At 72.4% G+C, this 13,645-nt stretch carries 5 protein-coding genes; 2 read left to right on the top strand and 3 right to left on the bottom strand.

The window, feature by feature from the left end:
- The 3 genes from ACFWBB_RS40670 to ACFWBB_RS40680 all read right to left on the bottom strand — a co-directional run.
- On the bottom strand, positions 1-6,259 hold a 6,259-nt coding region (locus ACFWBB_RS40670), incomplete at its 3' end, for an amino acid adenylation domain-containing protein (protein WP_385283737.1).
- A gap of 2 nt (positions 6,260-6,261) precedes the next feature.
- Complete coding sequence (locus ACFWBB_RS40675; RefSeq protein ID WP_385283740.1) at positions 6,262-10,911, bottom strand: amino acid adenylation domain-containing protein; 4,650 nt, start codon at positions 10,909-10,911, stop codon at positions 6,262-6,264.
- Between the two features lie 34 nt (positions 10,912-10,945).
- Entirely contained in the window at positions 10,946-11,170 is a 225-nt protein-coding gene (locus ACFWBB_RS40680) for an MbtH family protein (protein WP_385283743.1), read from the bottom strand.
- Between the two features lie 229 nt (positions 11,171-11,399).
- On the opposite strand from ACFWBB_RS40680, the gene ACFWBB_RS40685 reads away from it, so the two are divergent.
- A complete protein-coding gene (locus ACFWBB_RS40685) occupies positions 11,400-12,143 on the top strand; it encodes an ABC transporter ATP-binding protein (protein ID WP_385283745.1) in 744 nt (247 codons plus the stop codon).
- Positions 12,137-13,645: FtsX-like permease family protein (locus ACFWBB_RS40690; RefSeq protein WP_385283748.1), on the top strand; the 1,509-nt coding region annotated here is incomplete at its 3' end. The genes ACFWBB_RS40685 and ACFWBB_RS40690, both read left to right, overlap by 7 nt.

Below are 13,645 nucleotides of genomic sequence, written 5' to 3' on the forward strand. Positions count from 1 at the left end.
GCCGCTCCTCCACCGGCGTACGCGGCGCCACGAACCGTTCCGCCGCGAACGCCGCCAGATCCGGCACCGGCAACCCACGATGATCCACCTTGCCGTTGACGGTCAGAGGGATCGCGTCGAGGGAGACGAACGCGGCCGGGACCATGTAGTCCGGCAGCGTCTGTGCCAGGTGAATGCGGAGGGAGTTGGTGTCGGGGACACCGCCGTCCACGGGGACGACGTAGGCGACGAGGGACTTCTCCCCCGCCTCGCTCTCGCGCACCGCCACCACGACGTCACGGACCTGACCGTGCTCACGCAGCCGAGCCTCGATCTCGCCCAGCTCGATGCGGTAGCCACGGACCTTGACCTGCTTGTCGATCCGGCCCAGCGATTCGAGCGTTCCGTCGGGAAGGCGTCGGGCCAGGTCACCGCTGCGGTAGAGGCGCGAGCCGGCCGGACCGTACGGGTTCGGGACGAAGCGCTCGGCCGTCAGCTCGGGGCGGCCGAGGTAGCCGCGGGCCAGCCCGGTGCCGCCTACGTGGATTTCGCCCGGCACTCCGATCGGCACCAGGTTCCCGTCGGAGTCCAGCAGTTGGATACTCAGGTCGGTCAGCGGGGAGCCCACCGGGCTGTGCGCGGGGTGTGCGAGATCGCCGTCGCTGACGCGGTGGTAAGTGGCATGCACCGTGGTCTCGGTGATGCCGTACATGTTGATCAGCGCAGGGGCCTCTGTACCGAACCGCCCGGTCCACGGACGGAGTTCGGACATGTCCAGCCGTTCACCGCCGAAGACGACCGCACGAAGGGCGAGCCCGTCGACCTGCGTTCCGTCCTCGCTGTCACCGGCGAGCGCGGCCAGCGCACGGAACGCCGACGGCGTCTGGCACAGCACCGACACCCGCTCGCGCACCAGCAGATCCAGCATGTCGTGCGGAGAACGGCTCACCTCCGGCGCTACGACCACCAGCCGTCCGCCGTGCAGCAGCGCCCCCCACATCTCCCACACCGACCAGTCGAAGGCGTACGAGTGGAACAGCGTCCACACGTCGTCCGCCGAGCACGGGAACTGTTCGCGGGTCGCGGAGAAGAGTCGTACGACGTTGGCATGGGTGAGTCCGACCCCCTTGGGCAGACCGGTCGAACCCGAGGTGTAGATGACGTAGATCAGGTTGTCCGGGCGCACCGTGGTCTGCGGCGCGGTCGCCGGACGGGCGTCGATCGCCTCCGCGTCCCGGTCCAGGACGACACGGCCGCCCGTGAACTCCAGCTCCGGCACTCCCGAATGCGTCACCAGCAGCGAGGCCTGCGCGTCGGCGAGCATGTACGCCAGCCGCTCGGCCGGGTTGACCGGGTCGAGCGGCAGATACGCCGCACCCGACTTCAACACGCCCAACAGGGCGGGAATCAGATCCGGGCCGCGCTCCAGGCACACGCCCACGACGCTCTCCGGACCGGCGCCTGCCGCCATCAGGTGGTGGGCGATGCGGCTGGCCCGCTCGTCCAACTCGCGGTACGTCAGGGCGACATCGCCGATCGTCAGCGCGACCGCGTCCGGCGTACGGGCCGCCTGCCCGGCGAACAGCTCGTGGACGCACTCGTCCACCGGCGTCTCGATCGCCGCGTTCCACTCCCCCAGCAGCAGCGCGCGCTCCGCCTCCGACAGGAACACGCCCCGCGCGTCCCCGTCCGCGTCCGCGGCCATCGCCTCCAGCACCGACCGGTACATCCCACCCAGCCGGGCGAGCCCCTCAGGTCCGAACACGGTGCTCGACGAGTTGAGGTTGACGACGCCGTCGCGGGCGATCGCGGTGAGCGCGAACTCGTTGCCGGAGTCGCGGAGTCCGTCGTCGACGGCCAGGGTGTCACGGTCGCGCTGGTGGAAGTCCTGGTAGTCGAACAGGACGCTCAGCAGGTCGGGCCCGCTGCCCGCCGCGCGCTGGATGGCGGGCAGCGGATAGCGGCGGCGGGACCAGATCTCGGTCTCCTGGGCGTAAACCTGCTCCACCAGCTCGCGCCAGGTCCGCACGCCGCCCTTCATCACCGGGAAGGGCAGGGTGTTGAGGTGCATGCCCAGCACCCGGTCGGCGCCCGGTGCTTCGAGACGGCCGTGGTAGACCACACCGGTGTGGAAGGCCTCCTCGGCGGTCAGCATGCCCAGCACCTTCAGATGCGCCGCCAGCAGGACGGTCTTCAGTGACGTCCGCGCCCCGGCCGCCAGCCGTCCGAGCCCCCCCTCCAGGTCGGCGAACGGCACGCGGTGGTGCGCGGGACGGGACGGGTCGGCCGTCTGCGCCCAGGCGGTGGGGAGGGACAGCGGGGCGTGGCCTGCGGTGACGTCCTGCCAGAAGGACTGGTCGCCGGTATCCGCCAGCGACGCCTGCTCGGCGGCCACGAAGTCGGCGTACCGGACCGCGGGCGCCTCGTACGCCGCCGGTGCCCGGCCGTCGCGCAGGGCGCGGTAGAGCTCCAGCAACTCGACGAGCAGCGAGTTCACCGTCCAGCCGTCGGTGACCGCGTGGCAGTGGCTGAACGTCACCCGCCAGGCCTCACCGGACTCCACGTGCACGGCGACCCGCAGCAGCGGACCGGTGGCCAGGTCGAACCAGCCGGCCCGTTCCGCCGCCGCGTACGAGGTCTCGAAACGCTGCCGCTCCTGGTCCGTCAGGCCGCGTACGTCGTCGACGGTGACGCTCACGAGGGCGTCCGCGTGGACCAGTTGGAGCGGCTGGGAATAGCCCTCCAGGTGCACCGAGGTGCGCAGGATGTCATGACGGCCGGTCAGCAAGGCCACGGCCGCCCGCATCGCGGGCTCACAGAAGGCGATCGGGTCGGGGATGCGGTAGGAGGTGATGTTGCGGTAGGCGTTGCCGCCGTCGCCGGTCAGCATCTCCACCAGCATGCCGGTCTGCACCTGCGAGAGTGGATAGGCGTCGACCACGCTCTCGGGCAGGGCACGTCGGTCCGGCTCGCCGATCAGTGCGAACGGCTCGACCGACTCGATCAGTGAGGCACCACCCCCGCTGCCCGCCAGCGCGGCCAGGGCCGCGACGGTGCGGTGCTCGAAGATGTCCCGGATCGAGACCTCGTACCCGGCGGCGCGCAGCGCACCGGCCAGGCGTACGGCCCGGATCGAGTCGCCGCCGAGGTCGAAGAAACCTGCTTCGACGCTCACTTGGGTTAGACCCAGCACCTCGGACCAGATCTGAGCGAGGAGTTCCTCGTCCCGGGTGCGCGGGGCGACGTACCGCTCGCTCCCGTAGGAGTCCGCGCCGGGCGCAGGCAGGGCTCGGCGGTCGAGCTTCGCGCTCGCGGTAAGCGGGAGGGTGTCCAGGACGACGACGGCGGAGGGCACCATGTACTCGGGCAGCAGGGCCGCCACCTGCTCGCGTACGCGGCGGGCGTCCACCCGCGCGCCGGGCGCGGGCTCGGCGTAGGCGACGATGCGCGGCTCGCCGGGCCGGTCCTCACGGACCACGACGGCAGTACGGCCGACTTCCGGGCACTGCGCGACGGCCGCCTCGATCTCGCCAAGTTCGATGCGGTAGCCGCGGACCTTGACCTGGTCGTCGGTGCGGCCGAGGAACTCGAGGCGGCCGTCGGCGCGACGGCGTACCAGGTCGCCAGTGCGGTACAGCCGCTCGCCGGTGCCGTCGAAGGGGTTCGGCAGGAAGCGTTCGGCGGTGGCGTCGGGGCGGTTCAGGTAGCCGCGCGCCAACTGGGCGCCCGCAACATGGAGTTCACCGACGGCGCCGACCGGGGCGGGGGCGAGGTCGGCGTTGAGGACGTAGAGGCGGGTGTTGCGCACCGGCCGGCCGATGGGCACCCGGTCGGTGTCGGTGGCGGGGTCGTACTCGTGGCCGGTGACCATGACGGTGGTCTCGGTCGGTCCATAGCAGTTGTGCAGGGAGACGTCCCAGGCCGCGACGGTCTCGGCGGCCAGTTCCGGGGTGAGCGGCTCGCCTCCGACGAGGACGCGGCGCAGCGGGAGGCGCGCGTCGCCCGGAAGGCTGCGCAGGGTTGCCGCGAGGAGGGAGGGGACGAACTTGGCGACGGTGATGCCGCGGTCCCCGATCCAGGCGGCGATCTGCTCCGGGTCGCGCACGATCCGGTCCGGGGCGATGTGCACCGACGCGCCGGTGAGCAGGGGGAGCCAGAACTCGGGCACGGCGCCGTCGAAGGTCAGCGGTGCCCGGAACAGGACGCGGTCCTGCGGGGTGAGGGGTATCTCGGAAGCCAGCCAGGCGGCGTGGTTGGCGATGCCGCCGTGGGTGGCGAGGACGCCCTTGGGTGTGCCGGTCGAGCCGGAGGTGTAAATCGCGTAGGCCGGGTGGGCGGGCAGCAGCGGCGTGGTGCGCTCGGCGTCCCGCGGGTCGGTGGCGGGCCGGGCGGTCAGTGCGGTGCGGGTCTCGGGTGCGTCCAGCAGCAGGAGCGGTACGTCGGGCAGGGCATCGGCGGTGCCGCGGGCACCGATCACCAGAGCGGGCCGGGCGTCGGCCAGCACGAAGGCGGTGCGGGCGCCGGGGTGGGTGGTGTCCAGCGGAAGATAGGCGGCGCCGGTCTTCAGGACGGCGAGCAGTGCCACGATCAGGTCGGTGCCGCGTGGCAGAGCCAGCCCGACGAGTTGCTCGGGGCCGGCGCCGCGGGCGATCAGCAGGTGGGCGAGGCGGTTCGCCCGCTCGTTCAGCTGCGCGTACGTCAGGGTGGTGTGCTCGTCGGCCAGGGCGAGCGCGTCGGGGGTACGGGCGGCGCGGGCCTCGAAGAGCGCCGGCAGGGTGGTGGCGTCCCCCGCCTCGTGGGTGTCGTTCCAGGCGGTGAGCCGCTCGTGCTCGGCCGGCGTCAGGAGGTCCGTCCGGGACAGCGGCCGCCCGGGCGCGGCGACGGCCTGCTCCAGCAGCCGGATGTACTGCGTGGCCATCCGCTCGACGGTCTCCCGGTCGAACAGCGAGGTGGCGTAGCGCAGTCGGGCGTGCAGGGCTCCGTCGCGGGAGTCCTCGACGTCGAGGGTGAGGTCGACCTTGGCGACGCGGTCGGCGGTCTCGGTCCGCACGGTGAGGCCGGGCAGCTCGAAGTCGGGCGCCTGGTGCTCGCGCAGGACGAAGCCGACCTGGTGCAGCGGGGTGCGCGCGAGGTCGCGCTCGGGCTGCAGTTCGTCGACGAGTCGGCCGAACGGCACGGACTGGTGGTCGTAGGCGTCGAGAACGGTGCGTCGGCCGGCGGCGAGGAGGTCTTGGAAGGCCGGGTCGCCCTGCCAGGCGAGCCGGGTGACGAGGACGTTGATGCCGTACCCGATGAGCTGTTGCAGTTCGGGTCGGCCACGGCCGGAGACGGTGACGCCGACGGGGATGTCGGTGGTGCCGGTCCACCGGGAGAGCAGGGCCTGGAACGCGGTGAGCAGCACCACGAACCGGGTCATGTCATGCTCGCCCGCCAACTGCTGTGCCTGGCAGGCGAGTTCGGCGGGGATGGTGAAGGTGACGGCGTCGCCCTGAGGGTCCCGGTGGGCCGGGTGGCGGCGGTCGGTGGGCAGGTCCAGGACGGGTACGTCGGCCAGTTGCCCGCGCCAGTAGGCGAGTTGCCTGTCCAGGGCGGCGCCGTTGAGTTCGCGGCGCTGCCAGGCCGCGTAGTCGGCGTACTGGACGGGCAGCGGGGACAGCGGGGAGGGCTGTCCGGTGACGGCGGACGTGTAGAGGGCGCCCAGTTCCTCGGCGAAGATGCCGACGGACCAGGCGTCGCAGGCGATGTGGTGGAAGGTCACCGCCAGGATGTGCTCGTCCGCCGCCAGGGAGAACAGCGTCGCCCGGGCGGAGAAGTCCCGTTCCAGGTCGAAGGGGGTGACGATCTCCCGTTCGACGGCCGCCCGGGCGCGGTCCTCGCGCTCGTCGGCCGGCAGGTGGGTCAGATCGACGACGGGGAGATCCGGGCCGCCGGCGGCGGCCTCGACGATCTGGACGGGTTCGTCGCCGTCCAGGGCATACCGGGTGCGCAGGATTTCGTGCCGGGCGACGATCCCGGCCCAGGCCGCGCGCAGGGCGGCCCGGTCGACGGTGCCGGAGAGCCGCAGTACGAGCGGTACCAGGTACTCGGCGCTGTCGGGATCCAGCCGGTTGAGGAACCACATCTGCTGCTGGCCGAAGGAGAGCCGCAGTTGCTGGTCCCGATCAACCGTGGTGATCAGGGACCGGCGACCCCCCCGCCCGCCGGCCAGCCGGCGCCGCAGCAGCTCCTCGCGCTGCGATGCCACGTCCTGCTCGGTCGACCGCTTGTCGCCGGTGCTCATTGCTACTGCTCCCTCGGGTTGCTGCGGGTTTCGGTGGGGTCGGACTCGCCGAGTTCGGCGTCGGTGAGCTGGTCGATCTCGGCCCTGATCAGGCCCTCGACGGCCGCAGCGAGGCGGCTGACGGTCGGCTCGCCGAACACGGTGCCGATCGAGAGGTCGACGTCGAACTCGTCCTGGAGCCGGGAGGTCATCCGGATCGCGAGGATGGAGTGGCCGCCGAGTGCGAAGAAGCTGTCATGGATGCCGACGTGGGGCAGGCCGAGCAGCTCCGTCCAGATCTCGGCGATGCGCTCCTCGGTGGGGGTGCCCGGCGGGTCGTGGTCGGCGCCGGACAGGTCCATGTCGGGCAGCGCCCGGCGGTCGACCTTGCCGTTAGCGGTGAGCGGGATGTGATCGATCACCGTGATCGCCGTGGGCACCATGTACTCGGGCAGGACCTCGGCGAGTTCCTCGCGCACCTGGTCGACGGAGAGTTCGCTGCCCTCCTCGGCGACCAGGTAGGCGATCAGGGACTTTTCACCGGTGGCGCTCTCCCGGTCGGTGACGGCGGCATCCCGTACAGCCGGATGGTCGGTCAGTACGGCCTCGATCTCGCCGAGTTCGATGCGGTAGCCGCGCAGTTTGACCTGGGTGTCGATCCGGCCGAGGAACTCGATGGCGCCGTCCGGCAGGATCCGCGCCAGGTCGCCCGTCCGGTAGAGCCGGGAGCCGGCCGGCCCGTACGGGTTCGGGACGAACTTCTCGGCGGTCGGCTCCGGCCGGCCGTGGTAGCCGCGGGCCAGACCGGCGCCACCGACGTGCAGTTCGCCGGCCACGCCGACCGGAGCGGGCCGCCCGGTCTCGTCGAGGACGGCCGTGGTGGTGTTGGGCAGCGGGCCGCCCAGGGGTACGACGGTGTCGTGGACCCGGTCCACGGGGTACGCGGTGGAGCCGATGGACGCCTCGGTCGGACCGTACTCGTTGATCAGCCGGCCCGGCCCCAGCAGCTCCAGCCAGCGCCCGGCGGCCCGGCCGGACAGTGCCTCGCCCGCCACCAGCAGCCGGTCGGCCAGGGTGGCGGCCTGTTCGTCGGTGACCTGGTCGGAGAGCAGCTCCAGGTGACCGGGGGTGAGCTTGACGAAGCTGTACGGGGCACCGGCCGCCAGGGCCGCGCCGAGCGTGCCGAGGTCGAGCCCGGCGGGCAGCAGGTGCACGGGACGACCGGTGATCAGCGGAACATAGACGTTGGTGGCGGGCAGGTCGAAGGAGATGGAGGAGAACAGCGGCGCGCCACCCTCCGTCCGCACCAGCTCGCGCGCGGCCCATCGCAGGTGGTTGACCAAGCCCTGGTGGTGGACCATGACGCCCTTGGGCCGCCCGGTCGAACCGGAGGTGTAGATGACGTACGCGAGTTGCTCCGGGTCGGTGGCGCGCTGCGGCGCGGTGTCCGGCCGGGCGGCGATGGCATCCCGGTCCGCGTCCAGCAGGATCTGCCGGCCGGTGAAGTTCCCGGTGGTCGCCCGCAGCGCCGACTCGCTGACCAGCAGCGGTGCGCCGCAGTCCGTGAGGACGTGGCGCAGGCGTTCGGCGGGCAGGGCCGGGTCGAGCGGGAGGTAGGCGGCGCCCGCCTTCCAGATGCCCAGCAGGGCGGGGACGAGGTCGGGGCCACGGTCGAGGCAGAGCCCGACGACGGTTTCCTGACCGGCCCCGGCGGCGATCAGGTGGTGGGCGATCCGGTTGGCCCGCTCGTCGAGTTCGCGGTAGGTGATGCGCTGCTCGCCCACGACGACCGCGGTGGCCTCCGGGGTGGCGGCCGCCTGTGTCTCGATCAGGTCGAGCGTGCTACCGGACGGCCAGTCAACCTGCTCGCCGGTGCCCCAGCGGCTGAGCCGGTCGCGTTCCTCGCCGGAGAGCAGTTCGGTCGAGCCGAGGCGGGCCGCCGGGTCGGCGGTGAAGGTCTCCAGAAGCCGCAGGAAGTGGCCGGCGAGTCGCTCGACGGTGTCGTGTTCGAACAGCGCGGCGGCGTATTCGAAGGCGCCGCTCCAGGTGCCGTCGGACTCGCTGCGGACGTAGAGGGTGAGGTCGGTCTTGGCGACCCGGCGGGCCGGGTGGAGGTAGTCGATGTCGGCCTTGTCGGGCATGCCGCCGATCAGGTGGCCGTCGTGCAGGTTGAAGGCGACCTGGTAGAGCGGGGTGCGTGACAGGTCCCGTTCGGGGCGCAGCTCGTCGACGATGTGCTCGAAGGACAGATCCTGGTGGGCGTAGGCCTCCTGGCAGGTGGTGCGCAGCCGGTCGAGGGCCTCGGTGAAGGTGAGGGTGCCGTCGAGCCGGCAGCGCAGCACCAGCGAGTTGAGGAAGAAGCCGACGGTCCGCTCGGTCTCCGGCCGGGTGCGCCCGGCGACCGGGGTGCCGACGCCGACGTCCCACTGGCCGCTGTGCCGGGCGAGCAGGGTGGCGAAGGCGGTCAGCAGCGTCATGAAGGGGGTGGCGTCGCGGCTCTGGCCCAGTGCGCTGACGGCGTCCATCAGGCGCGGCGGGACAGCGAAGGTGACGACGCCGCCGCGCGGGTCGCGTCGGGCCGGGCGCGGGTGGTCGGTGGGCAGTTCGAGCGGGATCAGGCCTTCCAACACGTCTCGCCAGTAGGAGAGTTCACCGGAAAGACGTTCCTTGGAGTGCCACTCGCGCTGCCAGGCGGCGTAGTCGGCGTGCTGGAGCGGCACTTCGGGTAGCCGCGGGTCGATGCCGGACCGATGGGCCGCACACAGCTGCCGGAACTCGTCCTCGAGGACGGACGCGGACCAGCCGTCGCAGGCGATGTGGTGAATCGTCACCAGCAGCAGCCGCTCGTCGCCGCTCTCGAGGGTGCGGGCCAGCGTGGCGCGCCAGAGCCGGCCCGAGGTCAGGTCGAACGGTGTCTCGAACTGCTCGCGGAAGAACTCCACGACCTGCTCGCGACTTCCTTCCACGCTGCGCATCTCGATCGGCAGGGTGGCGCCGACCTCCTGCACGGGCTCGCCGCCGACGGTGCGGTAGCGGGTGCGCAACGCCTCGTGCCGGTCGGCGAGCGCGTTGAGCGCGTGCCGTACGGTGTCCGGTCCGATGTCGGCGGGCAGGCGCAGGAAGAGGGGGGCGATCCACTCCGGGCTGGGGTCCATGGTGTCGAGCAGCCAGATCCGGCGCTGGCCGAAGGAGAGCGGCAACGGCCCCTCACGCGGGACGGGCACGACCTGGGGGGCGGAGTCCCGCGCGGGGTCGGGGGCGAGCAGAGCGGCCTGTTCGCGAACGGTGGCGGCGGTGAAGAGGTCGGCGAGGACGATCTGCCGGCCGGTGGCCAGGTGCAGCCGGCGGGCGAGGTCGGTCAGCAGCAGCGAATAGCCGCCGAGCTGGAAGAAGTTGTCCTCGGCACCGACCCGGGGGACCTCCAGGAGTTCCGACCACACCGCGGCGACCGCCTGTTCGGCCGGCGTGGCGGGGGCGACGTAGGCGGGTACGGCCGGGGCGAGAGTGGTGGCGGGCGTGTGCTCTGCCGGGTCCAGCCGCTCCAGGGTGCCGTCGGTGCGCCAGCGCACCAGGGTGCCGGTGGTCTGCATCCGGCTGCCGGGGGCGCCGAACGGGGCGGGGAGGAAGCGGTCGGCGGTGGTGCGCGGGTCGCCGAGGTGCCCGCGGGCGAGGCCCTGTCCCGCGATGTGGAGCTCGCCGGGGATGCCGGGCGGGACGGGATCGCCGTACTCGTCGAGCACGAGCAGTCGTACGTTGTCGATCGGCCGGCCCAGCAGCGGCGCGTCCGTGTCCCGCCGCGAAGCAAAGGCGGCGGCGGTGACGGTGAGCGCCCCGCCGTGCAGGACGTGCAGGATGTGCAGTTCGGCCGGGGTACGGCGAGTGAGCGCGAGGCCCGTCTCGCGGGAGAGGTCCGAGCCGGCCGAGAGCACCAGGCGCAGCTCGGTGTCGGCCCAGCCGTCGGCGGTGACCGCCACGGCCAGCTGCCGGGGAGTCGCGACCAGGACGGTGACGCGCTGTCCTGTGAGTGCGGTCAGCAGGCAGGCACCGTCGTCGGCGCTCTCCGGGGGCGCGAGGACGGCGGCCGCGCCGCTGACGAGGGCGGTGAACAGCGGCCAGTACGACGACCGCGCCGGGTCTGCGCACAGGACCCGGTCGGACTCCTCGACCGCGTGCTCCTCGGCCAGCCAGGTGACCTGGTTGGCGATGGTGGCATGGTCCAGCACCAGGGCGGGCACACCGTCGTGCGCGGGGCTCACCCAGGCGGCGTCGAGCGGCTCGGGCGCACTGTCCGGCCGGGTGGCGGGGAAGCCGGAGAGGGTGGCCGGGTCGAGCCGGAGCGACCGGGGGTGGTCCTCGGGGTCCGTGTCCCCGGCCGTGAGGACGAGGCCCGCCCCACCATGGGCGGCCTGCTCGTCGGCGTCCAGAGGCAGCACCGCCGCGCCGGCCCGCCAGACGCCGAGGACGGCCGACGTCAGATGCCGTCCCGCGGACAGACGCACCCCGACGACGGTGTCCCGGCCGACACCCGCGTCGGCCAGGAGGTGCGCGATACGACTGGCCTGTTCGTCGACCTCGCGATAACTGATCTCGTGGTGGCCGTCGATCACAGCGACCGCATCAGGGACCCGGTCGGCCGAGTTCGCGAACAGATGGTGCAGAAAGGGCCGTGCCACGAGAGCTCCTCGCTCGGTCACGAATGGGCGGACGTCAGTTGGCGGCGTTCTCGGCCATGCGCAGGCGCAGGCTCTTGGGACGCATGTCGGTCCACACCTCGCCGATCCGGGCCAGGCACTCCTCCTTGGTGCCGGAAGTGCCCTCCTGGTGCCAGCCCTCGGGCAGCGCCCGGTCCGCCCACCAGATCGAGTACTGCTCCTCGTCGTTGAGGACGACGAGATATGTCTGTTCCTGCGCAGCGTTGTTCAGCTCGGACATGCCGAATCCCCGATCACTTGAGACCGCACGGGCGGTGGCCGGTGCCACACCCGTGTCCTTGACAGGCCGCGAGTCTCCGGGCGCGCGCTATAGGTGCTCTATACGTGCCGGGGCGACGCTGCACACGCAGGCCACGGTCTGCGCCACCCGGGGGTATGGCTGGCACCACCCCCGGAACTGAACTGCGCTTCATTCCCCCCGGCATGCCCCGGAAGGTGTACTCGTCCCCATGGCCGCAACAGAATTCGCCGTCGAGCTGCGCTCCGTCTCCAAGACCTACCGCTCAGGTCCCGAGCCCGTCGTGGGGCTGGACCGGGTGAGCCTCGGTTTTCCCTTCGGTACCTTCACCGCCGTCATGGGCCCGTCCGGCTCCGGCAAGTCCACCCTGCTGCGCTCGGCGGCCGGCCTGGAGGGCATGGACGGCGGTCATGTCCTCGTGGACGGCACCGAACTCGGCGGTCTCAAGGACAAGGAACTGACGCTCCTGAGGCGGGAGAAGATCGGTTTCGTCTTCCAGTCCTTCAACCTCCTGCCGTCCCTGACTGCCAGTCAGAACGTGGCGCTGCCGGTCAAACTGGCGGGCCGTCGGCCGAGCCGGTCCGAGGTGCTGGCCGCGCTGGACTCCGTCGGACTCGCCGACCGGGCCGGTCACCGCCCGGGCGAGCTGTCCGGCGGCCAGCAGCAGCGGGTCGCCATCGCCCGGGCGCTGATCAGCCGCCCGGCGGTGGTCCTGGCCGACGAGCCGACCGGCGCCCTGGACACCAAGAGCGGGCGCGAGGTCCTGACGCTGCTGCGCGGGCTCGCGGACGACGCCGGCCGCGCGGTCGTGATGGTCACGCACGACCCGGTCGCCGCCTCGCGCGCGGACCGCGTGGTCTTCCTCACCGACGGCCGGCTCGCCGGTGCGCTGGACGAGCCGACGGCCGAGGGCATCGCCGCCCGCATGACGAGCCTGGAGGCCATGGCATGCTGAGCGTCGCCTTCTCCACCCTGCGGGTGCGCTGGATCTCGTTCGTCGGCACCTTCGTCGCGCTGACCTTCGGCGTCGGTCTCATGGCCACCGCGATCCCGGTGATCGCCGCCACCGGCAGCATCGCCTATCCGGAGCGGCACCGGTACGCCTCGGCACCGGTCGTCGTGGTACCCGACACCACCATCGACGTCGTCGACGACTCCGGACAGGTCGAGAGCACGGCGGTCGCCGCCCAGCCGGGCCTCCCGACCGCCGTCGTGACCGCCGTGGCCCGCACCGGCAAGGGGGTCGCGGACCACACCTTCTACGCCCAGCTCGCCACCGGCCCCGCCGACCAGGTCGGCCGCGGCTGGTCGGCAGCCGCGGTCGGCGGCTACCGGCTGACGTCCGGTCACGCCCCCGCCGCCGACGGCCAGGTGGTCGTGGGCGGCGGCTCCGCCTCCCTGGTCGGCCGTACGCTCCCGCTGCTGACGGCCACCGGTCGGCGCACCGTCACCGTCACCGGTGTCACCGCCGCGGCCCCCTTCGAGCACGCGGTCTTCTTCACCGACGCCGAGGCGGCCCGCCTGTCCCCCGCGGTCGACGCGCTCGCCGCGTACGGCCCGGCGGACGAGGTGCGCAAAGCCGTCGCGGCCGGCTTCGGCGGAACGTCGCACGCCCTGGTCCTCACCGGCCGGGACCGCGTCACCGCGGATCCGCACCACGCGGCGCTGCTCACCCAGATGGACAGCGTGGACACGCCGTTGGGGCTGGCGGCCGGCGTCGCCGGTTTCGTCGCGGTCTTCGTCGTCGCCGGCACGTTCGCCCTGTCCATCACCCAGCGCCGCCGGGAACTGGCCCTGCTGCGGCTGGTCGGTTCGACCCGCCGTCAGCTGCGCACGCTGATCTACTTCGAGGCCGTCCTGGTCGGCCTGCTCGCCTCGGTGGCCGGCTGTGCCATCGGTCTGGCCGGGGTCCCGCTGTGCCGGACCTGGCTGGTCGACCACGACATCGTCAGCGCGGACTTCACGGTTCCGGTGACCTGGTGGGCGCTGCTCACCGCCGCCCTGATCGGCATGGCCACCGCCCTGGTCGGCGTGGTCGTCTCGTCCCGCCGGGCGGGCCGGGTCAGCCCCGGGGAGGCACTGCTGGAGGCGTCCGTGGAGCGCAGGCCGCGCGGCGGCCACCTCTTCCGCTGGGTGGCCGGCGGGCTGGCCCTCGCCGCCGGCATCGTCGCCGTCAGCGGAACCGCCACCATGCAGCCGGAAGCCGGGGCGAACGCCGCCTCCTCGGCCTCGCTCGTGCTGGTGATCGTCGGCGCCTGCGCCACCCTCGCCGGGGTGCTGGCCGGCCCGGTGATCCGGCTGCTCACCGCCCTGCCGTCGGGGCGCGCGGCCCCCCCCCACCCCGAAACCCCCCCAGTTGGGGGCGCCGGCGGGACGACAGCCCGGCACAGAGCCCACACCCCGGACCGCCCAACCAAACCCACCAACACACCCCAGGTTAAAAAAATAATTATTGAG

Origin of the sequence: Streptomyces sp. NPDC060000, assembly GCF_042737375.1 — a bacterium.
GTDB lineage: Bacteria > Actinomycetota > Actinomycetes > Streptomycetales > Streptomycetaceae > Streptomyces.